Annotated in this window: 23 protein-coding genes and 2 pseudogenes; 16 read left to right on the plus strand and 9 right to left on the minus strand. The window is 69.5% G+C overall.

The genetic code is table 11. The annotated features are described in order from the left end of the window. Both ACKOB8_RS02630 and ACKOB8_RS02635 read left to right on the plus strand, forming a co-directional pair. Positions 1–301 (plus strand): MmpS family transport accessory protein (locus ACKOB8_RS02630; RefSeq protein WP_526375355.1); only part of this gene is annotated, 301 nt, incomplete at its 5' end. Next, positions 301–1011: a DUF2561 family protein gene (locus ACKOB8_RS02635; protein WP_526375357.1), complete on the plus strand. Its 711-nt coding sequence runs from the start codon at positions 301–303 to the stop codon at positions 1009–1011. The genes ACKOB8_RS02630 and ACKOB8_RS02635, both read left to right, overlap by 1 nt. Positions 1012–1059: 48 nt before the next feature. On the opposite strand, the gene qcrB is transcribed toward ACKOB8_RS02635, so the two are convergent. From qcrB to ctaE, 4 genes are read right to left on the minus strand one after another with little or no spacing between them, the layout of a single operon-like run. Beyond that, entirely contained in the window at positions 1060–2778 is a 1719-nt protein-coding gene (qcrB, locus tag ACKOB8_RS02640) for a cytochrome bc1 complex cytochrome b subunit (protein ID WP_526375359.1), read from the minus strand. Continuing rightward, entirely contained in the window at positions 2775–3941 is a 1167-nt protein-coding gene (gene qcrA / locus ACKOB8_RS02645; protein ID WP_526375361.1) for a cytochrome bc1 complex Rieske iron-sulfur subunit, read from the minus strand. Before qcrA ends, qcrB begins: the two co-directional genes overlap by 4 nt. Beyond that, positions 3938–4768, minus strand: coding sequence for a cytochrome bc1 complex diheme cytochrome c subunit (qcrC, locus tag ACKOB8_RS02650; protein WP_526375363.1), 831 nt, complete (start codon positions 4766–4768; stop codon positions 3938–3940). Before qcrC ends, qcrA begins: the two co-directional genes overlap by 4 nt. A 50-nt stretch (positions 4769–4818) precedes the next feature. Further along, the gene (gene ctaE / locus ACKOB8_RS02655) at positions 4819–5430 is read right to left on the minus strand and encodes an aa3-type cytochrome oxidase subunit III (RefSeq protein WP_526375365.1); all 612 of its coding nucleotides are present in this window, start codon (positions 5428–5430) and stop codon (positions 4819–4821) included. A 111-nt stretch (positions 5431–5541) separates the two neighbouring features. Here ctaE and trpD point away from each other — a divergent pair, with 111 nt between their 5' ends. After that, on the plus strand, positions 5542–6624 hold the full coding sequence (trpD, locus tag ACKOB8_RS02660) for an anthranilate phosphoribosyltransferase (protein WP_526375367.1): 1083 nt from the start codon (positions 5542–5544) through the stop codon (positions 6622–6624). On the opposite strand, the pseudogene ACKOB8_RS02665 reads toward trpD, so the two are convergent. Then, positions 6562–8508: pseudogene (locus ACKOB8_RS02665) on the minus strand (DEDD exonuclease domain-containing protein); the annotation flags it as partial. The gene trpD and the pseudogene ACKOB8_RS02665 overlap by 63 nt on opposite strands. Here ACKOB8_RS02665 and ACKOB8_RS02670 point away from each other — a divergent pair. From ACKOB8_RS02670 to ACKOB8_RS02710, 9 genes are all read left to right on the plus strand, one after another. After that, entirely contained in the window at positions 8456–8698 is a 243-nt protein-coding gene (locus tag ACKOB8_RS02670; RefSeq protein WP_526375369.1) for a hypothetical protein, read from the plus strand. The pseudogene ACKOB8_RS02665 and the gene ACKOB8_RS02670 overlap by 53 nt on opposite strands. Positions 8699–8935: 237 nt before the next feature. After that, a complete protein-coding gene (gene ripC, locus ACKOB8_RS02675) occupies positions 8936–10060 on the plus strand; it encodes a peptidoglycan hydrolase RipC (RefSeq protein ID WP_526375408.1) in 1125 nt (374 codons plus the stop codon). A gap of 103 nt (positions 10061–10163) precedes the next feature. Further along, positions 10164–10949, plus strand: coding sequence for a hypothetical protein (locus ACKOB8_RS02680; RefSeq protein WP_526375371.1), 786 nt, complete (start codon positions 10164–10166; stop codon positions 10947–10949). 11 nt (positions 10950–10960) lie between these two features. Next, complete coding sequence (locus ACKOB8_RS02685) at positions 10961–12115, plus strand: glycosyltransferase family 4 protein (protein WP_526375373.1); 1155 nt, start codon at positions 10961–10963, stop codon at positions 12113–12115. A gap of 48 nt (positions 12116–12163) precedes the next feature. Continuing rightward, the gene (locus ACKOB8_RS02690; protein WP_526375375.1) at positions 12164–12598 is read left to right on the plus strand and encodes a polyketide cyclase / dehydrase and lipid transport; all 435 of its coding nucleotides are present in this window, start codon (positions 12164–12166) and stop codon (positions 12596–12598) included. 89 nt (positions 12599–12687) lie between these two features. Continuing rightward, positions 12688–13131, plus strand: coding sequence for an SRPBCC family protein (locus ACKOB8_RS02695; protein WP_526375377.1), 444 nt, complete (start codon positions 12688–12690; stop codon positions 13129–13131). After that, positions 13132–14433, plus strand: coding sequence for an ArsA family ATPase (locus ACKOB8_RS02700; protein WP_526375379.1), 1302 nt, complete (start codon positions 13132–13134; stop codon positions 14431–14433). Positions 14434–14488: 55 nt separating this feature from the next. Beyond that, positions 14489–14878 (plus strand): hypothetical protein, encoded by a 390-nt coding sequence (locus tag ACKOB8_RS02705; protein WP_526375381.1) that lies wholly within the window; start codon positions 14489–14491, stop codon positions 14876–14878. Positions 14879–15017: 139 nt separating this feature from the next. Beyond that, complete coding sequence (locus tag ACKOB8_RS02710) at positions 15018–15755, plus strand: lysophospholipid acyltransferase family protein (protein WP_526375383.1); 738 nt, start codon at positions 15018–15020, stop codon at positions 15753–15755. Here ACKOB8_RS02710 and ACKOB8_RS02715 read toward each other — a convergent pair. Then, positions 15697–16980 (minus strand): glycosyltransferase 87 family protein, encoded by a 1284-nt coding sequence (locus tag ACKOB8_RS02715; RefSeq protein ID WP_526375385.1) that lies wholly within the window; start codon positions 16978–16980, stop codon positions 15697–15699. The genes ACKOB8_RS02710 and ACKOB8_RS02715 overlap by 59 nt on opposite strands. A 133-nt stretch (positions 16981–17113) precedes the next feature. On the opposite strand from ACKOB8_RS02715, the gene ACKOB8_RS02720 reads away from it, so the two are divergent. Together ACKOB8_RS02720 and ACKOB8_RS02725 are read left to right on the plus strand one after the other, a co-directional pair. Further along, positions 17114–17965, plus strand: a complete 852-nt coding sequence (locus ACKOB8_RS02720) for a hypothetical protein (protein WP_526375410.1) — start codon at positions 17114–17116, stop codon at positions 17963–17965. 6 nt (positions 17966–17971) lie between these two features. Continuing rightward, on the plus strand, positions 17972–18460 hold the full coding sequence (locus ACKOB8_RS02725) for a polyadenylate-specific 3'-exoribonuclease AS (protein ID WP_526375387.1): 489 nt from the start codon (positions 17972–17974) through the stop codon (positions 18458–18460). A gap of 13 nt (positions 18461–18473) precedes the next feature. Here ACKOB8_RS02725 and ACKOB8_RS02730 read toward each other — a convergent pair whose 3' ends face one another. Continuing rightward, complete coding sequence (locus tag ACKOB8_RS02730; RefSeq protein ID WP_526375389.1) at positions 18474–19142, minus strand: TMEM175 family protein; 669 nt, start codon at positions 19140–19142, stop codon at positions 18474–18476. A 74-nt stretch (positions 19143–19216) separates the two neighbouring features. Between ACKOB8_RS02730 and ACKOB8_RS02735 the strand changes: the two genes are divergently transcribed. After that, positions 19217–20602, plus strand: coding sequence for a class II 3-deoxy-7-phosphoheptulonate synthase (locus tag ACKOB8_RS02735; RefSeq protein ID WP_526375391.1), 1386 nt, complete (start codon positions 19217–19219; stop codon positions 20600–20602). 21 nt (positions 20603–20623) lie between these two features. On the opposite strand, the pseudogene ACKOB8_RS02740 reads toward ACKOB8_RS02735, so the two are convergent. Continuing rightward, positions 20624–21766: pseudogene (locus tag ACKOB8_RS02740) on the minus strand (protein kinase domain-containing protein); the annotation flags it as partial. A gap of 42 nt (positions 21767–21808) precedes the next feature. Here ACKOB8_RS02740 and ACKOB8_RS02745 point away from each other — a divergent pair. Further along, on the plus strand, positions 21809–22222 hold the full coding sequence (locus ACKOB8_RS02745; protein WP_526375393.1) for an Rv2175c family DNA-binding protein: 414 nt from the start codon (positions 21809–21811) through the stop codon (positions 22220–22222). A gap of 17 nt (positions 22223–22239) precedes the next feature. On the opposite strand, the gene ACKOB8_RS02750 is transcribed toward ACKOB8_RS02745, so the two are convergent. Further along, positions 22240–23718, minus strand: coding sequence for an alpha-(1->6)-mannopyranosyltransferase A (locus ACKOB8_RS02750; RefSeq protein ID WP_526375395.1), 1479 nt, complete (start codon positions 23716–23718; stop codon positions 22240–22242). Position 23719: the final 1 nt, after the last annotated feature.

Raw genomic sequence — 23719 nt, forward strand, 5'->3', positions numbered from 1 at the left:
GCCGCCCCCGACCACGACCACCCCGGCCGGCCCGCGTCAGGTGACCTACTCGGTCACCGGGACCAAGGCGCCCGGCGACATCATCACGGTGACCTACGTCGACGCCTCGGGCCGGCGGCGAACCCAACGCAATGTCTACATCCCCTGGTCGCTGACCGTGACGCCGATCTCACAGTCCGAGGTCGGCTCGGTGCAAGCGTCCAGCCTCTTTCTGGTCAGCAGGCTCAACTGCGCCATCACTACGAGCGACGGGACGGTGCTGTCATCGAATCAGAGCAACGCCGCACAGACGAGCTGCTGATGGCGGCTGAAGAGACGGCTGACCGGCGACCGCCGGAGGTGGTGGACCGCCTTTTTGTGGGCATCAGCGGGGCGATCTGGCTGGTGCTCCTGGTCGTCGGGGTGATCGCGACGATCGCCCTCGTCGGGCTCGGCCGGGGCACCGCCGGGGAAGAGGAGCGGCACTCGTCCTGGGTGCTCTACACCGTCATCGCCGTCTCGTCGGTCACGCTGGCGGCGGCGATTCCGCTGTTGATCCGGGCCCGGCGCAATGCACTCGCCGCGCCGGAGGCCCGACCGGGGTCCGATGCGCCCTCGGCAGCGCCGGCGGCTCCGGCTGCTGCGGCCGCTTCGTCGGGCGGCCCGGTCCCTGCCGTCCCTGTCGATCCGCCGACCGAGAAACTGCGGGTCTTCGGCTCCCTGGTGGAGCGCGTGGAGCGAGGGGACCGCGGGGCGGCTCCCGCGGGCGAATCCCGCCCGCATGCTGCCGCGGCTAGGGCGCCGCGGGTCGAACGGCTGCTCCTGCGCTGTGCTTCCTCGATTTTCGCCGCCATGGGTCTGGCCCTGATCGGTGTCGCGACGGCAACCTACCTGCTTGCGGTCGGCAGCGACACCGCGGCGTGGGTAGCGCTCGGATTCGCCGCAGTCATCACCATCGGAATGCCCGCGGCAGCCGTGTTCTTCCAGCGTCAGCTGGACACGGGAGAAGAGCCGGGAGCCGCCACGGCGTGACTCTCGCTGTGCCGCTAGAAAATCGCGTGCGGCACAGCCACTGGTCACCTAGTGCTGGCCGGACCCGTTTCCGTTACCCCGGCCGTTTCCGTTACCCCGGCCGTTTCCGTTACCCCGGCCGTTTCCGTTGCCCCGGCCGTTTCCGTTGCCGTTGCCTTCGTGGTCCTGCCACTCCTTCAGGGCGGTCAGGGCCCGCTGTTCGGACGCGTGTGCGGCATCGCTGAGAGCCGCGTTCTCGCTGGCCGGATCGGCCTGCAGGAAGCTGCCGCGACCGGGTTTGCCGCCCGCGCCGAGCTTGTTCATCCGTTTGGGCAGAGCCGCACCCTCGTATTCCAGCGGAATCGGGTGGCCGTGTTCGTCGACCGGGCCCAGCGGCTGGTGCAGCTCGATGTAGGCACCGTGCGGCAGACGCCTGATGATGCCGGTCTCGATACCGTGCTCGAGAACCGCACGGTCGCTGCGCTGCAGGGCCACCGCCCACCGGTAGGCGACGAAGAACACCAGCGGTGGCAGGACCAGCATCCCGATCCGGCCGATCCAGGTCGTCGCGTTGAGCGAGACGTGGAACGTGTAGGCGATGATGTCGTTCATCGCGCTGAAGGTGAGCACGATGTAGAACGCGATGGCCATCGCCCCGATGCCGGTGCGCACGGGCACGTCACGCGGCCGCTGGAGCAAGTTGTGGTGCGCGTCGTCGCCGGTGAAGCGCCGCTCGAGGAACGGGTAGAAGATCAGCAGCGCGAACACCAGGCCCATGATCACCGCGACCCACACGGCGGCGGGAATGGTGTGGTTGCCGATGTAGATCTCCCACGGCGGGAAGAGCCGGATCAGGCCGTCGGTCCACAGCATGTAGAAGTCGGGCTGGGAGCCGGCCGACACCTGGGACGGCTTGTAGGGTCCGAGCTGCCAGATCGGATTGATCTGCAGCAGCCCGCCCATCAGGCCGAGGACGCCCACCACCATGGCGAAGTAGGCGCCGGACTTCACCGCGAAGACCGGCATCACCCGCACGCCGACCACGTTCTTCTCGGTGCGGCCGGGGCCGGGGAACTGGGTGTGCTTCTGGAACCACACCAGCGCCAGGTGCAGGCCGATCAGTCCGAGCATGATCCCCGGGAAGAGAAGGATGTGCACGGCGTAGAGCCGCGGGATGATGATGGTGCCGGGGAAGTCCCCGCCGAACAGCGCCCAGTGCATCCAGGTCCCGATCAGCGGCAGGCCCAGCGTGATCGAGGACAGGGCGGCCCGGATTCCGGTGCCCGAGAGCAGGTCGTCGGGCAGCGAGTAGCCGAAGAATCCCTCGAACATCGCCAGGATCAGCAGCAGTGCCCCGATCACCCAGTTGGCCTCGCGGGGCCGGCGGAACGCTCCGGTGAAGAACACCCGGGCCATGTGGACCATGATCGCGGCGGCGAACAGCAGGGCCGCCCAGTGGTGGACCTGCCGGACGAACAGACCGCCGCGCACCTCGAAGCTGATATCCAGAGCGGTCTCGTAGGCCCGCGACATCTCCACGCCCCGCAGTGGCTGGTAGACGCCCTGGTAGGTGACCTCGGCCATGGAGGGGTCGAAGAACAGCGTCAGGTACACCCCGGTGAGCAGCAGAACGATGAAGCTGTACATCGCGACTTCGCCCAGTAGGAACGACCAGTGGGTCGGGAAGACCTTGTTGAGCTGCCGGCGCAGGGATGCCGACGGGTGGTAGCGGGAGTCGAGGTTGTCGGCGGCCTTGCCGATGATGCGGTTTGCGACGGGGGTACTCATGATTTGCGCTCCCAGAATGCCGGTCCTACGGGTTCGATGTAGTCGCCGTTGGCGACCAGATAGCCGTCTGTGTCAATGGTAATCGGAAGTTGTGCCAGCGCACGCGCCGCCGGGCCGAATACCGGCCGGGCGAAATGCAGCGCGTCGAACTGCGACTGGTGGCACGGGCACAGGATCCGGGAGGTCTGCTGCTCGTAGAGCGAGGACGGGCAGCCCAGGTGCGAGCAGACCTTGGTGTAGGCGAAAAACTCGCCGAAGTTGAAGCTCTCCTGGCCCTGGCGTTTGACTACCCGGGGCATGTCGACCGGCCTGATCCGGATCAGCATCACCGGGTTGCGGACTCCGAGCGCGATCTTGTGGATCTTCTCGCTGGATTCCTCCGTGGTGCCGTCGCCGTCGGACTCCCGCCACGGGAACACCGTCTCCATGCCGCCCGCGTCGATGTCTTCGGGTCGCATCTTCACGAACGGCGACTCGCCCGGCAGGCCGGTCGCACGCGCCAGGTAGATGGTTTCCCCGGTGTAGCGGGGGGTCCAGCCTGAGGTCCACAGCACCGCCTTCTTGCCCTCGGCGGTGGGGACGACCGGCTTCCACGGGTTCTTGATCAAGCCGCCGATGAATGCGACCAGGGTCCCGACCCCGAAGGCGCCCAGCCCGATACCCAGCGACAGGCCGATGAGCTTGCGGCGCTTGATCGTGGAGGTCTCCAACGCGTCGGTGAGGTTGGCCGCGGCGGTCTTGCGGTCCAGCTCCGAGGACGCGCCGTCGTGGCGGTCCTGAATGGAGATCTCCTCGGGGATGAACCTCTTCTGATAGAGGACCGCCCCGAACCCGATGGCCAGCACCGACAGCCCGAACGTCACCCCGTAGAGCGGGGTGGCCAGGGAGTACAGCAGATTGCCGGCGACGCCGTAGGGCTTGTACTCCCAGGGCCAGAACAGGAAGACCAGCAGCAGGGCCAGTCCGCACAGGCCACCGAAGAGCAGCCAAAGCGCGACCAGGCGCTCGGACCGCTTCTCGGCGCGGGTGCCCGGGACCGGCCATCGGGACTCCCGGAAGACGGTCTCCACGCCGTCCATCCGACCGCCGAGTTCGACCAGTTCCTCGCGCGACATGGACTCCAGTTGCTCGTTGGTCGGCCGTGCGTCACCCGGATTGGTCATGACCGTGCCCCGATCCACATCGCCGCCGCGATCGCGGCGACCATTCCGACGATAAAGATCGCCATGCCCTCCGAGGCCGGCCCGAATCCTCCCAGTCCGTAGCCGCCGGGATTCATCGTTTCGCTGGCGGAGCGGACGTAGGCGATGATGTCCCGCTTCTCCTCCGGGGTGAGTTGCCGGTCGGAGAACTTGGGCATGTTCTGCGGACCCGTGGTCATCGCGGTGTAGATCTGCGCCGGGGTGGCCGGGTCGAGTGCGGGTGCGTACTTGCCCGACGACAGCGCCCCGCCACGGCCGGTGAAGTTGTGGCAGGAGGCACAGTTGAGCCGGAAGAGGTCCCCGCCGCGGGCGACGTCGTCCCCGATCAGCGACCGGTCGGAGATCTGGCCGTTGGCGTCGCGCGGTGCCAACGGGCCGCCGCCGAAGCTTTGGATGTAGGCGCCCATCGCGTCGATCTGTGCCTGGTCGAAGGCCGGTTCCTTGCGGGCGACCTGGGCCTCGCCACGCATCGCCGGCATCCGGCCGGAGGACACCTGGAAGTACACCGCCGCCTCACCGACCCCGATCAGGCTGGGCCCGCGTCCCTGGACGCCCTGAAGGTTGATGCCGTGGCAGGTGATGCACGCCGTCTCGTACAGCTGCTGGCCGGTCCGCAGCAGAGCGGACTGGGACTGGTCGGCGACGGCGACCTGGGGCCGGGGGGTGAGGGTGGCGGCCAGTACGCCTGCGGCCGAGAGACCGAACAGCAGGAGCACCGCAGCGCTCAGCCGCCGGCGCAGGCGCCGGCGAGACCGAAGGGACGTGTCTTTCGGGGTAGCCGACCGCATCGGTGTGCGCTCCCTCCCTTTCTGCCTCAACGGATGCCTCAACGGATGCCTCAACGGATGAAGTAGATCGTCGCGAACAGGGCGATCCAGACGATGTCCACGAAGTGCCAGTAGTAGGACACCACGATCGAGGCCGTCGCCTGAGCGGGGGTGAACTTGCTCATCCTGGTCCGCAACAGCAGCAGGATGAAGGCCACCAGACCGCCCACCACGTGCAGGCCGTGGAAGCCGGTGGCCATGTAGAACACGCTGCCGTAGGTGCTGCTGGAAATCGTCGTTCCGTGGGTGATCAGGTGCCAGTACTCGTAAGCCTGGCCGAGCACGAAGAACGCGCCCATCAGGAAGGTGACGACATACCAGCGTCGCAAACCGAAGACGTCTCCGCGCTCAGCCGCGAAGACACCCATCTGACAGGTGAACGAGGACGCGATCAGCACCAGCGTCACCGGAACCGCCTGGTAGAGGTTCAACTCGGTGGGCGGGGGCGGCCACGCGCCGCCGGAGTGGGCCCGTGCGGTGAAATACATCGCGAACAGCCCAGCAAAGAACATCAGTTCACTGGAGAGCCACACGATGGTGCCGACGCTGACCATGTTCGGGCGGTTCAGCGAATGCACGCGTGAGGTGATCGCGGTTCCCGACGTTCCAACGGCACTCGTCACAGCTAGAAGTATGACGCGTCGGTCCGGTCTAGGTACACCCAGGACCCCAATTGGTCACAACTAATTTCTCCCCGGGTCCGCCCCTCCCCGCGACCGTGCGACGATCGGCGGATGACGCCATCTGCCGCGGGTCCGCCGGCCGACGGGGGCGACTCGTCCTGGCCGCTCGTGCTGGGCCGGTTGACTGCCGGCTCCGAGCTCGTGGCGGGGCAGGCGGCCTGGGCGATGGACCAGATCATGAGCGGATCGGCGACGCCGGCCCAGATCGCCGCGTTCGGCGTGGCGATGAAGATGAAGCGCCCGACCGCCGCCGAGGTTCGCGAGCTCGCCGACACCATGCTGGGTTACGCGCTGCGGGTGCCCACCGACGTCATCGGCACCGAGACCGTCGACGTCGTCGGCACCGGCGGTGACCGCTCCAACACGGTGAACCTGTCGACGATGGCGGCCATCGTCGTCGCCGCGGCCGGTCTGCCGGTGGTCAAACACGGGAACCGGGCGGCGTCGTCGAAAAGCGGCGGCGCCGACATGCTCGAGGCCCTCGGCGTCCGCATCGACCTGAACCCCGAGCAGGTGGCCCGCTGCGTCGCGGAAGTCGGGATCGGGTTCTGCTTCGCCCCGGTTTTTCACCCGTCGTTCAAGTACGCCGCGCCGCCGCGACGCGAAATCGGTGTGCCGACGGTGTTCAATCTGCTTGGCCCGCTGACCAATCCGGCCGGTCCCCGGTCGGGGCTGATCGGATGCGCCTTCGGCGATCTGGCCGAGGTGATGGCCGGAGTGTTCGCGGCCCGTCGGGCCAGTGTGCTCGTCGTACACGGCGACGACGGACTCGACGAATTGACGACGACCACCACCAGCACCATCTGGAGGGTTCAGGCCGGCACCATCGAGAAGCTGACGCTCGATCCGCTCGGCTTCGGTTTCCCGCGCGCCGCGGTGGCCGATCTGATCGGCGGGGACGCGGCAGCCAACGCGGCCGAGGCCCGAAGCGTGCTCGGCGGGTCCGCGGGCGCGGTGCGCGACGCCGTGGTGCTCAACGCCGCGGGGGCGATGGTGGCCCACGCGGGGCTATCCAGCCACGCCGAGTGGTTGCCGTCCTGGGAGGACGGGCTCAGCCGCGCCGCGGCGGCCCTCGAATCCGGCGCGGCCGGCCAACTGCTCGAGCGCTGGGTGCGTTTCACCCAGCAGCTCTGAGGCGGCCAGCCGGGCGGACCGCGCCGCGGTCGCCCAGGCGAGCCAGGGGCCGACTGAGTGCCGTGGCGAGGCGAAGTCGTTGGTGACGCTCACGATGCGTACCCCGGGCTGGGCCAGCCATCGGGTGATCAGCGAGGTCTCCTCGACCAGCGCGCCGCCCAGCGGGCCAGGCCGGGTCAGCACGACCTGGGCGGCGCTGCGCAGCGCCGCGACGACGGGTAACGGCGGTACCCCGCGGACGGCGCAGCCCGCGGCCGCCAGCTGGCCGTGTCGCACCACCGCCAGCTGCCAGCCGTCCCGGCCGTCGGGAGCTGCGGCGACGAGTTCGTCCACCGCCGCCAACGTGCGCAGCCGCTGACTCCGCCATAGAGCCTCCACCGCGTCAGCGGTCAGATCACGCAGTCGCGCGGCGTTCTCGTAGCGGTTCCGGTCGGCCAGTTCGGCGACCCGCGCGACTGCGGCCGCGATCGCCGAATTGTCGGCACCGTCGATGAGCTCGGCCACCCGTTGCGGGGCGGCGGCATATTCCGGCGCCGTGAGGCCGCGGCCGGCCGGACACGGCGAGATCTCCCGGTGCGGGCACGACGGGCCGTGCTCGCCGCGCGGGCCGATCCGGGACGTGCAGGTTCGTACGCCGGTGAACCGCGCCAGCAGTCCGGCGGTGTCGGCCGCCGCCGACCGCGAGCGGAACGGTCCGACCGCCCGCTCGCAGCGCGGCTCGCGAACCAGCGACAGCCGCGGAAAAGCCTCGTCGGTGAGCACGATCCACCACCATCGGCGTGGATAACGCGACCGGCGGTTGTAGGGCGGGCAGTGAGCCGCCAGCAGCCGCAGCTCGCGGACCCCCGCCTCCAGCGGGTGGGCGCACTCGACGTGGTCGACCGCCGTCGCCACGCCGACCAGCTCCTTGACCCGCGCTCGCGGATCACCCCCGGTGAAGTACTGCCCGACCCGCCGGCGCAGATCGGTTGCAGTGCCCACGTAGAGCACCTCCGCGCTCGGGCCGCGGAACAGGTAGACCCCGGGCCGGTTGGGCAACCCCCTGGCCAGAACCCGTTTGTCGCGCTGAGCCGGTGTCACGGCGGGCAGGTACGACCGCAGATCGTCGAAGGTCGTCACACCCTGATTGCCCACCCGCTCGATCAGCGCGTGCAGGACATCGACGGTCGCGCGGGCGTCGTCGAGCGCCCGGTGCGTCGGCTGTGACGCTGCACCGAGCAGTCGTGCGAGGGTCGCCAGCCGGACGCTCGGGGCCTCCTCCCGGGTCAGGACTCGCCGCGCCAGCCGCACCGTGCACAGCACCGGTGGGCGCGGCCAGCTGATGCCGCAGCGCTCGGCCGCCGCGCGCAGGAAGCCGATGTCGAAGCCGGCGTTGTGGGCGACGAGCACGGCGCCGCGGGCGAACTCGAGGAACATCGGCAGCACCGCGGCGATCGCCGGTGCGTCGCGCACCATCGCCGTGGTGATGCCGGTGAGATCGACGATCTTGGGTGGGACCGACCGCTGCGGGTCGACCAGGGTGCCGAGTTCGCCGAGGACCTCGCCGCCCCGAACCTTGACCGCCCCGATCTCGGTGATCGCGTCGAATGACCCGTCTGATGCGGTCCGGGCCTGCCCGCCTGTGGTCTCCAGGTCGACCACCACGAAAGTGGTCTCCCGCAACGGCAGACCAGTATCGACGTCGTCGAAGCTCAGCTGCTGCTCTCGACGGTCGCCGGCCATGGGCGCTGACGTTAGCCACCCGCTCCGACAACCGTGCGGGGACGCACTCGCCGCAACGTGTCGGAGGCTCCCGATAGCGTCCCGGTCAGCCATCCGAGAGGAGACCCGAATGCACCAGGACAGGCACCAGGACGCGCCGGACCCCACCGAGCCGGTGGTCATCGACTGCGACGATTGCGCGGTTCGCGGTCCGGGATGTCGAGACTGCGTGGTCAGCGTGCTCCTCGGGGTGCCCGAAACCCTGCTCGCCGACGAGCGGGCGGCACTGGAAGTCCTGGCCGAGGCCGGACTGGCTCCGCGGCTGCGGTTGGTCCCGATCCGCCGAATCGGCGACCCCGGTCTCGCGGGCTGACCTCGTCGCCCGTCGCTGTGACGGGTGTGGCCAGTGTGACCTGAGGTTTCCCTGAAAACTTGGGCGCTGAATTGCAAGAGTTGATGCCGTTTCGTAACCTTGTCGTGATCTCTCGAGACCTCAAGGCCCACGGATCGGCCGATTCCATGCGCGAAGGTTGCGCCCCGAGTCGGCCGGACGTCCCGGAAGTCGAAGGACGCAGACCTCATGGCGGCAGAAAATCTGGAAAACCCGGTGATGACTCCACTGACCCGCGTGATACGCGCCGCGCGTTCAGCCGGGCCCAGGCTGGCGGGCCTGGTTACCGGGATCGCCACGGTGGCCGGCGTCTGGGGCTCGGTGGCGTTCGCCGACCCCGCCGAGGACGCGCTCGCCAAGCTCAATGAACTCTCGCGGCAGGCTGAGCAGATGACCGAGTCCATGCACTCGGCGCAGCTGGACCTCAACGAGAAGGTGCGCGTCCTGGCCGAGGCCGACAAGCAGCACGCCGGCGACGTCACGGCGCTGACCGCCGCGCGGGACCGCCTGGTGGGATACCAGGGTGCGGTCAACCGGCTGGCCGCCGCGGTCTACATGGGCGGACAGCCCGAGGGTCTCACTGCGCTGCTCACCGCCCGCTCGCCGCAGGGTCTGATCGACACCATGGGCGTTCAGCGCGTCATGGGCATCGAGATGTCGGCGCAGATGCGGAATTACCGGCAGTTCACCGAGGAGGCCGTGCGCGCCGAGGCCGCATCGGCGAAGTCCGCTGCCGACGCCAAGCTGGCGGCCGACCAGGCGGCCGCGGTCCGCGCCGAACTCCAGCGCAAGCAGTCCGAGCTGCAGGTGCAGATCGCCGCGGTCAAGGCGCGCTACCTCATGCTCAGCCCCGACCAGCGCGCGGCCCTGGCCGCTCCCGCGCCGCCCCCGGCGGAGGTGTTGGCCGCTCCCGCGCCCGAAGCGCTGCCGGCCCCTGAGGCGGCGCCCGCCCAGGAGGTCGCCGCCCTGGCGGCGGTGCCGACTCCGAGCCCGGGCGGTGGCGCCGGCCTGACCGCCGTCCAGGCCGCGCTGACCCGGCTGGGTTCGCCGTATTCGTGGGGCGGTTCCGGACCGGGTGCCTTCGACTGCTCCGGGCTGGTGATGTGGTCCTTCCAGCAGGCCGGCATCAACCTGCCGCACTCCAGCCAGGCGCTGTCCGGCGGTGGGCAGCCGGTGTCGATGGATCAGATGCAGCCCGGTGACGTGATCGCCTACTACTCGGACGCCTCGCATGTGGGCCTCTACGTCGGGGACGGGATGATGGTTCATGCCTCCACGTACGGCATCCCGGTCGCCGTCGTCCCGGTCAACAACGCGCCGATCTACAACGTCCGTCGGTACTGAGTCGTCCTCCGATACCGAGTCGCAGCGGGCGCCGCGCTCGTTCGCTGGTGCCCTCGTCCTGACGGCTGTCCTGCTTGCCCAGGCGCTGGCCGCCGCGGTGTTTGTGATCGTCACGCCGGCGCCGATCCACCACTCCACCGGCGCGGCAGCTCCCGTGGTGGCGATCGAGGGTGGTCGAACCGCGCAACTGATCAGCCTCGGCGGGGCGACGACCGATGCCCTGCTGGACCGGGTCGCCGGTGAACTGCCCGGCGCCATCGACGCGGTCGACCGGTTCTGGGGTGCCGACTGGGGAGGGGGGACCGGTGAGGACACCACGGACATCGTGGTGGTGGCCGCCGGTTCCGACCGACAGTTTCTCACCCAGGCACGACTCGATCCCGCGCAGCCGTGGCAGGACATCGCCGCCGTCGCCGTCGCCGACGAGGTCGATCCGTCCCGGCGGCGCGCGGTCGGACAGCGCATCGTGCTGGCCCCGGGCGCGGCGGCGATGACCGAGCCGGCGCTGCGAATCGTGCTGCGCCACGAACTCTTTCATCTGGCCGCCCGTGCCGACACCGCGGTGGATGCGCTGCGCTGGCTGACCGAGGGGGTGGCGGATTTCGTTGCGCGTCCGCCCGAACCGCTTCCGCGCGACGCCGCGGCGACGACAGATCTGCCCACCGACGCCGCGCTCGACGCGGCCGGACCGGCCCGAGCGCTGGGCTATGACCGCGCCTGGTGGTTCGCGCGTTTCGTCGCCGACACGTACGGAGTCGACGCTCTGCGCCGGCTTTATCTGCGGGCTTGCGGGCCCGGCCACGGTGATCTGGAGACTGCTGTGCGCGAATCGCTCGACACCGACATGACCCAGCTGCAGGCCCGCTGGGCAGCGTGGCTGACGCGTTAGCGTAACCGCCGATGACACGAATCCTTCTGGTCACCAACGACTTCCCGCCGCGTCCGGGCGGCATCCAGTCCTACCTCGAGCAGTTCGTATCGCGGATGGCAGCCCTCGGTGAGCACGAGCTGACGGTTTACGCCCCGCAGTGGAAAGGGGCCGACGACTACGACCGGCGGGTCCCGATTCGCATCGTCCGCCATCCCGGCACGCTCATGCTTCCCGAGCCCGGCGTCGATCATCGAATGCGCGGTCTGATCGCCGAGCACGGCATCGAGACGGTCTGGTTCGGCGCCGCGGCGCCGCTGGGGTTACTGGCACGCCGCGCCCGCCACGCCGGCGCGCGGCGCATCCTGGCGAGCACCCACGGCCACGAGGTCGGCTGGTCGATGCTGCCTGTCGCCCGCTCGGTGCTGCGCCGCATCGGCGAGGACGCCGATGTCATCACCTACGTCAGCCGCTACACCCGGGGCAGGTTCGCCTCCGCGTTCGGGCCGCGTGCCCGGCTTGAGCACGTGCCGCCCGGGGTGGACACCGATCGGTTCCGGCCCGACCCGGATGCCCGGGAACGCCTGCGGGCCCGCTACGGACTGGGCGATCGACCCGTCGTGGTCTGTGTCTCGCGGCTGGTGCCGCGCAAGGGTCAGGACATGCTGATCAAGGCGTGGCCGAAGATCCTCGGCCGAGTCGGCCGAGCGACGTTGGTGATCGCCGGCGGTGGGCCGCACGCGGAGGCCCTGCACCGGCTGGCCGACGAGGTCGGGGTGGCTTCTGAGGTCGTGTTCACCGGCGGCTTGCCCGCCGATGAACTGCCCGCGCACTACGCGATGGCCGACGTCTTCGCCATGCCCTGTCGCACCCGGGGTGCCGGTTTGGACGTGGAGGGCCTGGGCATCGTGTTCCTCGAGGCGTCGGCCACCGGCATCCCGGTGATCGCCGGGCGCTCGGGCGGTGCGCCGGAAACCGTGCGCGACGGCGAGACCGGCCGGGTCGTGGACGGGCGCGACGTCGAGCAGATCGCCGGTGCGGTCACCGGTCTGCTGTGCGATCCCGGGCTGGCGACCCGGATGGGTCAGGCCGGACGGGCCTGGATCGTCCGGGACTGGGACTGGCAGAGCCACGCCCAGCGCTTGGCTGACCTGCTGCGGGCGCCTCCGGTGCCGCCGCCGGGGTAGTTCGACCCCCGATCCGGCGCGGTTCGGCGATGTGTGACACTCGCCGTCGTGCACAGCATCCAGATCGCCGACGACACTTTCGTGGCGGCCGATCCGATTCTGGTCGGCGAGTCGGTGGCCGATCGCGCCAGCTGGCGGCGCTGGTTTCCGGATCTGAATCTCGACGTTGTCGAGGACCGGGCCGACAAGGGGATGCGCTGGGCGGTCACCGGTGCCCTGACCGGCACCATGGAGATCTGGCTGGAGCCGGTGCTCGACGGCGTGGTGCTGCATTTCTTCGTACACGCCGAGCCCTCCGGCGCCACGGCGTGGCAGCTGGCGAAGATGGACCTGGCGACGATGACCCACCGGCGACGGGTGGCCGGCAAGCGCATGGCCTTCGAGATCAAAAACCGGCTGGAGGCTTCTCGGCCCCTGGGGACTGCACCGGGGACTGCACTGGGGACTGCACCGGGGACTGCACCGGCGACCGCACCGCGCTAGCCGCCCTGCGGCAAACCACGCGGGCAAGAGGGTACGGTTTGATCCGGGAAATCCGGCCCGTGCCGGACGGGGCGACGGGAGTCGGCTAGGTGGCGGACAAGACGGTGCAGACCATCTATATCGATGCCGATCCGCGCACGGTGATGGACGTGATCGCCGATATCGCCGCCTACCCGGAATGGGTGTCGGAGTACACCGACGCCGAGGTGCTCGAAACCGACGACCGGGGCAATCCCAGGGTCGCGCGTCTGGTTCTGGAGGCGACCGTGCTCAACGACACCATGGTGCTCGAGTACGACTGGCCAGCAGACCGGAATTCGGTGCAATGGTCCCTGGTCTCCAGTTCTCTGCTCAAAGCGCTGGAAGGCAGATACACGCTGAAGCCGAAGGGCACCGGTACCGACGTCACCTACGAGTTGTCGGTGGATCTGCGCGTTCCCATGATCGGGCTCCTCAAGCGCAAGGCCGAACGCCGCCTTACCGAAACGGCGCTGAAGGACTTGAAGAATCGGGCCGAGGGCTTCGAGGTCTGAGTGAGACCCGATGACGCTCCGATCGCCGATGCCGGCTCGCCCGGATCGGTGCGAATCAGTTTCTTCGTCGGCAAGGGCGGAGTCGGCAAGTCGACCCTTGCCTCGGCAACGGCGGTGCAGGCGGCGCTGAGTGGAGAACGGGTCCTGGTGGTCTCCACCGACCAGGCCCACTCGCTGGGCGACGTGCTCGGTACGCCGGTGACCCCCGGTGGCGCGGCCGCGCCGGTCCGCATCCTCACCGAGGAGCGCAGCAGCGGCGGTGGTGGCGGACACCTCGACGCCATGGCGCTGGACACCCTCGCACTGCTGGAGTCGGCCTGGGGCTTCGCCAGCCCGATTCTGGCCGCGCGATTTCCGGAATCGGAATTGAAAGATATTGCGCCACAAGAACTATCCGCGCTGCCGGGAATCCAGGAGGTGCTCGGACTGCAGACGGTGGTCGGACTCGCCGATTCCGGCCGCTGGGATCGTGTGGTGGTCGACTGCGCCTCGACCGCGGACGCCATCCGGATGCTGACGCTGCCCGCAGCCTTCGCCGAATACCTCGAGCGGAGTTGGCCGCGGCATCGCCGGCTCGGCGCGGCCGTCCACGATCGGAGTCTCGCCGCGACCGTCGCGATGGCCGAGGCGATCGGCACCGGGCTGGAGTCGGTGTCGAAGCTGCTCGGCGACGCCGATCGGGTCGCGGCGCATCTGGTTCTCACGCCCGAACGGGTGGTGGCGGCCGAAGCGCTGCGCACCCTGGGCTCGCTGACCCTGCTGGGGATCCGGGTCGCTGAGCTGATCGTCAACCAGGTCCTGGTGCAGGACGACTCGTATGAGTACCGGAATCTTCCCGAACATCCCGCCTTCGACTGGTACGCGAGCCGGCTTTCCGAGCAGGCGGAAGTGCTCACGGATTTGGCTGCCGACAGCGGCGGGATCCGGCTGGCGCTGGTTCCGCACCGCGCGGCCGAACCAATCGGTCCCAAGGCGCTGTGTCACCTGCTCGACGATGCACGGCGGCGACAGGGCGCTGCGCCGCCGCCTCCACTGCGTCCTGTCGTGGATCGCGAGACCGGCGGGGAGACCGGCCGGAGTCTGGATGCCGTCTACCGGATGCGGTTACAGTTGGCCCAGCCCGACACCGGCGCGATCAGCCTGGGCCGAGCCGGCGACGATCTGATCATCGGTGTGGCCGGTGTGCGGCGCAGGATCCGGTTGGCACCGGTGCTGCGCCGCTGCATCGTGATCGACGCGACGCTTCGCGGCGGCGAGCTGACGGTTCGATTCCGGCCCGACCCGGAGGTGTGGCCTGCGTGAGCGCGCAGTGTGTGGTGGGAGCGGAGACGCCGCCGGCCGGGAAAGCCGGTCGGCGATGAGTCCGGGGCATCCCGAGATCGGGCCCGAGTTGCGCCAGCTGGCTCAGGCCCTTCTCGATCGACTCGACCCCGCGGTGCGGGCGGCCGCCGCGCGGGCGGGCGAGGCGCTCGGCGGTCCCGGACGCTGCCAGCAGACCTGGTGCCCGGTGTGCGCCCTGGCTGCTCTGGTCAGCGGTGAACAGCACCCGATGCTCACGGTGATCGCCGAACACAGCGTCGCGCTGGTGTCGGCGATCCGCGCGATGGTCGGCGACCCGACGGTCGCCGGGCCGACCCCGGAGACGGCGCGGCCGGCGCACGACGGCGACGGGACCGACGGCTCGCGAACCAACGGCAGCTACCAGTCCATACCGATCGTCGTCGAACGAGTGACGGTCGAGGAGTGACCCTGATACCCGCGGGGGTACCCGAGTGGGCGCCTGAGGATTGGCCGTGAACCAGACCTGCCGCGTGGCTCCTCCCGACGCCGCTCGGTAGAGTCGAAGTACCGATCGGCACAGCGAGGAGGCCGGCCAGGGAGGGTCTATGTGGTACTGGCTGTTCAAGTACATCTTCATGGGCCCGCTGTTGGCGATGCTTGGACGTCCGAAAGTCGAAGGCCTGGAATATGTTCCGCTTTCGGGACCGGCGATTCTGGCCAGCAATCACCTGGCGGTGGCCGACAGCTTTTACCTCCCTCTCGTCGTTCGGCGCCGAATCACTTTCCTGGCCAAGGCGGAGTACTTCACCGGCGCCGGACTCAAGGGGCGTCTGACCCGGTGGTTCTACACCGTCGCCGGGCAGGTGCCGATCGACCGCACCGATGCCGACTCCGCCCAGTCCGCCCTGGACACCGCCGAACGGCTGCTCAATCAGGGCAAACTGCTCGGTCTGTATCCGGAGGGCACTCGGTCCCCGGACGGGCGTCTCTACAAGGGGAAAACCGGGCTGGCCCGGATCGCACTGCACACCGGGGTTCCGGTCATTCCGGTCGCCATGATCGGTACCGACGTCGTCAACCCGCCGGGCTCGAGGTTCTGGCGCTTCGGCCGGGTGACGGTCCGCTTCGGCAAGCCGATGGACTTCGCGAGGTTCGACGGGCTGGCGGGTAACCGCTTCATCGAACGGGCCGTGATCGACGAAGTCATGTACGAGCTGATGAAGCTCTCCGGTCAGGAGTACGTCGACATCTACGCCTCGACCGTCAAAGAGGTCGGCGGGGCGGTCACGCCCGAAGCGTCGCGTCAGCCGCCGGCGCGGATTCCCGAGACCGCCGCGGGCTAGCCGCTCGCGGCCCGAATGCCGCGCCCGCGACGACGATCACCGCGAGCGCCCACCACACGTAGGACATGCCGAGCAGCTGGCGCCACCACGCCGCGGTGGCCTCCCGGTGTTCGGGCAGCAACCCGATGGGGGTGCGCAGCAGCAGGGCCACGCCGACGGTGCTGACCGCCGCCAGCGCGAGGTCCAGGCGCCGGTAGGCCAGCACGGTGGTCACCACGACCGTGGGCAGTGCCCAGACCCAGTGATGCGACCAGGACACCGGCGAGACCACCAGTCCGAAAAGGGCGACGCACATCAGTGCGAGGGTGGGCACGCCGGCGGCCAGCACCCGTCGCGCTGCCCAGACGGTCAGGCCGAGCATGGTGCAGCAGGCCAGCGTCCACAGGGCGAAACGGATGCCCTCGCCGAGGCCGAGGCGGGCCAGGGCGCCGGCGATGTTCTGGTTGGTGTTCAGTGTTGCCGCACCGATCCGGTCGGTGTTGACGACAGTCACCGTCCAGTACTCGATCGAATCCCGCCAGGCCAGCGCGAAACCGAGTCCGGTGGCGGCGACGAAGGAGACCACCGCGGTCAGCACCGCACGGACATCGCGGCGCAGCACGAAATACAGCAGGAACACCGCGGGGGTGAGCTTGAGAGCGATCGCCACTCCCACCAGCAGGCCGCGCGGCCACGGGGTTCGCCGCGGCAGGCAGTCGGCGATCACCAGTGTCATCAGCACCACGTTGATCTGTCCGAAGGCGAAGTTGGCCCGGATCGGCTCCAGTGTGGTCACCGACACCGCGACGATGCCGGCTGCCAGCCACCAGCGCCGCCACGTCGCGCGTTCGGTGATCGCCGGGGAGTCCTCGAAGACCCGCAGGCCGCTGAGCACCATCCAGATCGAGACGACCAGCAGCACCAGGGTGATCGCGGTGAGGGTCACGCTGGCCACCGGCAGCGCCACCAGGGCCAGCGGGCTGAACACGATGGCCGCCAGCGGCGGGTAGGTGAACGGCAATTCCAGCCCGCCGCGGGTGCGAAACGTCGCCCCCTCGGCGTACAGCGGCCGGCCGTGCAACCAGGCCTCGCCGCCCATCCGGTAGACATCGGCGTCGATGCGGTAGGGCAGGTGCCCGAACAGGCTCCAGCAGGCGTGCACCGCGGCGACACAGACCAGGACCTGGGTCAGCCGCCATGCGATGGGCCCGAACCGAACATCCCAGCCGGGCTTCAGCGTCGTCATCTCCCCCTCAGGGTAGCCAGGCGGGACCGCCGGGCGAAGCGCCGCAGCGGCGGTGGGCGTAAGTTTTCAAGCCGTGCAGCACTCCGTCCGCCTGAATCACCTCGACTTCGTCGCCCCGGGGCGCGAACCGCTGATGTGGTGCCTGATTGCGTTCATCGTCACGTTCTTCCTGACTCGCACGATCACCCGCTACATCCGCGCCACGGCCGGGCGCCCGGGGCCGCGCAAGTGGTGGCAGCCGCACAACATCTCGGTGTCCGACTCCGGCGGTGGCGGCGGGCTGCACATTCACCACGCCGTTTTCGGCGTGGTGCTGGTCCTGGTGTCGGGAATCGCGATGGTGGCGATGTCGAGCAGTGGAACCATCCGCCAGTTCACCTTCGCGGCCGTGGTGTTCGGCATCGGCGCCGCCCTGTTGCTCGATGAGTTCGCGCTGATCCTGCACCTGCAGGACGTCTACTGGTCGGAGGACGGGCGCACCTCGGTCGATGCGGTCTTTGTCGCGGCCGCGGTGGCCGGGCTGCTGGTGCTGGGATTCAACCCGCTGTCGCTGTTCGATGTCGGGATCTGGCGCGACGCCGACTCCCCGGTCGCGCGCGCCACCGTAGCCCTGCTCGCGGCAGTCAACCTCGCGTTGGCCGTCATCGTGCTGCTCAAGGGCAAGCTGTGGACCGGTCTGCTGGGCATGGCCTTCACGCCGCTGCTGTTCGTCGGGGCGATCCGGCTCGCCCGTCCGCACGCGCCGTGGGCCCGCTGGCACTATCAGGACCGACCGGAAAAGATGCGCCGGTCGCTGCGGCGGGAGCGCTACCTGCGCAGGCCCTTCGTCCAGGCCAACCTGTGGCTGCAGCACGTGATCGCGGGCGAGCCGCGCATCCCGGCCGACACCGAGGTGGACGCCGAACTCGACCGGCAGATCCACGCCGCCCCCGCGCCTAATCGCCCCAGCCCGCCGACGCCGGTCGAGCCGGTGAGAACGCCCTGAGGCCCCGTGCGTTACTTCTACGACACCGAGTTCATCGACAACGGCCGCATCATCGACTTGATCTCGATCGGGGTGGTCGCCGAGGACGGCCGCGAGTACTACGCGGTCTCCACCGAATTCGACCCGGAATCGGCGGGTCGCTGGGTGCGGACCCATGTCCTTCCCAAGCTGCCCCCGCCGGCGTCGCCGCTGTGGCGGTCGCGTCGGGAGATCCGCGAGGACCTGGAGAGCTTCTTCGACGTCGACGGTTCAGCGTCCGAGGAACCCATCGAGCTGTGGGCGTGGGTCGGGGCCTACGACCACGTGGCGCTGTGCCAGCTGTGGGGACCGATGACCAGTCTGCCGCCGCAGATCCCCCGCTTCACCCGCGAACTGCGTCAGCTGTGGGAGGCCCACGGGTGTCCCCGGATGCCGACGCGGCCCACCGACACCCACGACGCGCTGGTCGACGCCCGGCACAACCTGCGGCGCTTCCTGCTGATCACCGACAGCTGAGGTGCGCCCGGCCTCAGGTCCGGTCGAAGCGCGCCAGCCGCCGGGTGGCGATCAGCAGGATCGGCAGATAGAGCACGAGCGGCGCCAGACCTGCCGCCTCGAACTGGGGGAGCACGAGAATCGCCCCCATGACCACCGCCAGCAGGGTCAGGCTGACCAGGGCCCGGATCCGCACCAGGTGCAGCACCTCGGCAGCCTCGGAATCGGAGCCGTCGACGAGTCCGGGAACCCGGGCCAGGTGTCGGGTCAGCAGCAGGGTGCTCCCGGCGATTGCCATCAGGTTGGTGACGTAGAAGATCAGGTAGGACTCACCCAGCAGGCCGCCGGTGGCCGCCGAGGCACCGTCGATCCCGACCAGGTGGGTGGGGAAGGGCAGCAGCACGATGGCCAGCAGCCAGAGCGAATTGAGCCACAGCGTGGTCGAATCCGCCCGGACCAGTGTCAGGAAGAGTCGGTGGTGGGTCATCCAGAACGCCGCCACGGAGATGAAGGACACGACGAACACCACGAGTGAGTCGCGGTTGTCGGAGAGCAGGCCCAGCAGGTTGGAGCCGTAGGGGCGGGGGTCAAGCACCGTCAGCGGCAGCACGAGTGCGGTCATCGCGATGGCCACCACGGCGTCGCTGAACGCGGCGACCCGGCCGACCCCCTGCTCCTCGCGTTCCGGGCGCATGCGGGTCATCTAACCAACACCGGTGCCGCCGGGCCGCTTCCCGCTGGTCATCGGGCCTGCTGGGCCCGGCTAAGATAAGCGGCGTGAACTGGACCGTCGACGTCCCGATCGACCAGCTGCCGGCGCTGCCGCCGCTGCCCGTCGATCTGCGCGCCCGGCTGGACGAGGCGCTCGCCCGACCGGCGGCCCAGCAGCCGGGCTGGGATCCCGCGCAGGCCAGGGCGATGCGCACGGTCCTCGAGAGTGTCCCCCCGGTCACGGTGCCTTCGGAGGTCGAACGCCTGGCCGATCAGCTCGCCGCGGTCGCCCGGGGCGAGGCGTTCCTGCTCCAGGGTGGGGACTGCGCGGAGACGTTCGCCGACAACACCGAACCGCACATCCGCGCCAACATCCGCACGCTGCTGCAGATGGCGGTGGTGCTGACCTACGGGGCCAGCCTGCCGGTGGTGAAGGTGGCCCGCATCGCCGGCCAGTACGCCAAGCCGCGCTCGGCGGACACCGACGCTCTGGGGCTGAAGTCCTATCGCGGCGACATGATCAACGGGTTCGCGCCGGAGGCCGCCGTCCGCGAGCACGACCCCTCGCGGCTCGTGCGCGCCTACGCCAACTCCAGCGCGACGATGAACCTCGTGCGGGCGCTGACCTCGTCAGGGTTGGCGTCGCTGCATCTGGTGCATGACTGGAACCGGGAGTTCGTGCGGACGTCGCCGGCCGGGGCCCGCTACGAGACGCTGGCGGGCGAGATCGACCGCGGTCTGAGGTTCATGTCGGCCTGCGGGGTCAGCGACCGCAATCTCGACACCGCCGACATCTACGCCAGCCACGAGGCGCTGGTGATCGACTACGAGCGGGCGATGCTGCGGCTCAGCGAGGAGTTCGGCGAGCCCCGGCTCTATGACCTCTCCGCGCACTACGTCTGGATCGGCGAGCGCACCCGTCAGCTCGACGGCGCCCACATCGGTTTCGCCGAGGTGATCGCCAACCCGATCGGGGTGAAGATGGGGCCGACCATGACCCCGGAACTGGCCGTCGAGTACGTCGAGCGGCTCGATCCGCACAACAGGCCGGGAAGGTTGACCCTGGTCAGCCGGCTGGGCAACCACAAGGTTCGCGACCTATTGCCGCCCATCATCGAGAAAGTTCAAGCCACCGGGCATCAGGTGATCTGGCAGTGCGACCCGATGCACGGCAACACCCACGAGTCATCGACGGGGTACAAGACCCGGCACTTCGACCGCATCGTCGACGAGGTACAGGGATTCTTCGAAGTGCACCGGGCGCTGGGCACCCATCCGGGCGGCATCCATGTCGAGATCACCGGGGAGAACGTGACCGAGTGCCTCGGCGGTGCCCAGGACATCTCCGACACCGATCTGTCCGGGCGCTACGAGACCGCCTGCGACCCGAGGCTGAACACTCAGCAGAGCCTGGAACTGGCGTTCCTGGTCGCCGAGATGCTGCGCGACTGACCTGCCGGCGACCGGGGGGGCGATCAGGCCCCGCAGATGGATGCCGATGCTCCACGCCGCGGCGGCCACCAGTCCGGTCAGGATCAGCACGACCAGGATCCACGCCGCCAGGGTGCGCCGGGCTCGCTGGCGCGCCCAGACGAACTCCGCGACGTCGATTCCGGCGAACCGCCTCGACTCCGGTATCGGGGTGCCCTCGGGGAGCGGCGTGTCGGGCAGCTGCCGGGTCGGTTGGCCGCCGGCGGCGGGGTCGGTGCGCCGGCCCGGATCGGCAGCGGCGGCGGCCCGCTGGGCGGAGTGTCGCGGGGCGGGCACGCGGAAGTACGGCAGTGCCAGCTCGTCGGTGATCGCGTCGAGTTCGGCGCCCATCTCCGAGGCGTCGGCGAAGCGTTCGTCGGGGTTGCGCGCGGTGGCCCGGGCGACGAGCCGATCGAACTGCGGGGGCACGCCGGCAATGACCGAACTGGGCGCAGCGACGTCGCGGTCGAGGCGGGTGTGGGCGACCGCCAGCGCGTTGTCGCCGGTGAACGGAGTCGTCCCGGTGAGCAGTTCGAAGGTCATCACGCCCAGCGCGTAGACGTCACTGCGCGGCCCGGTGGCCGAACCGACGACCTGTTCGGGGGAGAGATAGGCGGCCGTGCCGAGGATCACGCTGGTGGAGGTGATGCCCGCCTCGGCGACGGCCCGCACCAGACCGAAGTCGACCAGCTTCACTTCGCCGTCGTCGGAGATCAACACGTTCTCCGGTTTGAGGTCGCGGTGCACCAGGCCGGCCCGGTGGGCGGCGCCCAGCCCGCCGAGCAGCGGGCCGAGCACGGCCACGACCGCGTGCGGCGGCATCGGGCCGCGTTCTCGCAGCAGTTCCCGCAGGGTCCCGCCCTCGACGAGTTCCATCACCAGGTAGGGGTGCGACGAGTCGTCGTTGCGGTCGTACACGGCGACCAGCCCGGGGTGCTTGAGGCGTGCCACCGAGCGGGCTTCCCGCCGGAACCTGGTCAGGAACTCGTGGTCGCCGGCATAGCGGGGATCCATCACCTTCAGCGCGACCGGCCGTTCCAGCCGCATGTCGAAACCGCGGTAGACCGTCGACATTCCGCCGGTCGCGATCCGGGCATCGATGCGATAGCGCCCGTCGAGCACGGTGCCGACGAGGGAGTCCGACATCACCGCCACATGGTAGGGCCTCCGGCGACCTAGACTGGACCGGTGAGCAGCGTTCCGGCCGGTGACGATGTGCTCGACCCCGGCGAACCGGTCTACGAACTCGCTGATGTCGCAGCGCTGCTGCGGATCCCGGTGAGCAAGGTTCAGCAGCATATTCGGGAGGGTTACCTGGTCGCGGTGCGCCGTGACGGGGTGCCGGTGATTCCGCGGATCTTCTTCACGACGGCGGGCCCCGCCGCAGCGATCGTCCGGCCGCTGCCGGGTCTGCTTGCGGTGCTGCGCGACGGCGGCTACCGCGAAACCGAAATCCTGCGCTGGCTGTTCACCCCGGATCCGTCGCTGACCCTGACCCGCGACGGCGTTCGCGAGCCGACTCCCAACGCCCGACCGGTCGATGCGCTGCACGCGCACCAGGCCCGTGAGGTCCTGCGCCGGGCGCAGGCGATGGCGTACTGACGGGCCGGTGCGGCCGGTTAGGGCCGTGACTCGGGCTGTGCGGCATTGCGGATCGCCGACCAGGCCGCCAGCGCGCAGCTCGCCGCGATCAGGACATGGATCCAGGAGTACATACCGTGAGAACCGTCAGGCTTGAAGATCACCATGATCCACGTCGAGAAGCCCGCAATCAGAGCGATCGCGTTGCGTGACTGGGCGAGCGCCGAAGCGACCGCCAGCGGCCAGGTGTAGTACCACGGCAATGCCGCGGGAACGAACAGTACGACGATGACCATTGCCCAGGTGATGCCCTGCAGCGCTTCGCGGTCGGTGTGCCGAAATCGCCACCAGAGCAGCGGCAGCGACACCATGACGACGCCGATGCCGACCAGTCGCGCGGTCTCGAGGACGGCGTAGAAGCTCACCGGTACGAACAACCCGATGATGGCGTTGGTGAGGTTGGCGATGGCGGTGGGGACCGTCAGCCAGTTGATGATCTTCACCGATCCCGCCAGCGCGGTCAGCCACCCCAGACCCACGCCGGCGAGGCCGGACAGCACGGCGAACACGGCCACGAAGGTCGCGATCGACGTCGCCGCGGCGATGGCGAATGCCCGGATCCGGTTTCCGCCGAGGTGCCGCATCCACACCCACACCATGAAGGGCAGCGCGAGTACCGCAGTGGCCTTGACCGCCACGGCGGCGGCGATCAGCGCGGCGCCACCCACGTGGTGCCGCGCGAGGGTCAGCGCGATACCGGCCATCATCAGTCCGACCATCAGCATCTCGTTGTGCACCCCGCCCATCAGATGGACGATCACCAGCGGGTTGAGAACGCAGATCCACAGCGCGATCGGTCCGTCGGCGCCGACGTGCCGGGCGACCCGGGGTGCGGCCCAGATCAGCAGCATCAGGCCCGGGAGCATGCACAGGCGCAGCAGCACGGTGCCCGCGACGATGTTGTCGCCGACCACCAGGGTGACGAACTTCGCGATCAGGATGAAGGCCGGTCCGTACGGCGCGGTGGTGGTGGTCCAGATCGGGCTGACGTCGTCGAGCAGGGAATTCGGATTAGCCACCGGCCCCACCGCGTAGGGGTCCAATCCGTCGCGGAGCAGCGCGCCCTGGGCGAGGTAGGAGTAGGTGTCCCGGCTGAACAACGGGACGCTGAGCAGCAGTGGCGCCAGCCAGAACCCGGTCGTCGCGATCATGGTCTGCTGGCTTACCCCGGTGCCGTCGACCAGTCGCCGGCCCAGCCACAGCCACGCCAGCAGCATCACCGCGACGCCGGCCCACAGCAGCAGCGACGACACCACCAGACCGTGACCGAAGCGCAGCCACGACAGCCGCAACGTTTCCAGCACCGGGTCACGCAGTCGGGTGCTGCCCGCTCCGGTGCCACCGACGGTGATCAGGACGGCGCCGAAAAAGCCCAGCAGTGCGGGCCTGCCCTGCGCCGAGCGGGCGAAGGCGATCAGGCGCGCCGGCGCGCCGGTTCCGGTGCCCGTCGAGGTCATC

Source organism: Mycobacterium sp., assembly GCF_046091765.1.
In the GTDB taxonomy this organism is placed as follows: domain Bacteria; phylum Actinomycetota; class Actinomycetes; order Mycobacteriales; family Mycobacteriaceae; genus Mycobacterium.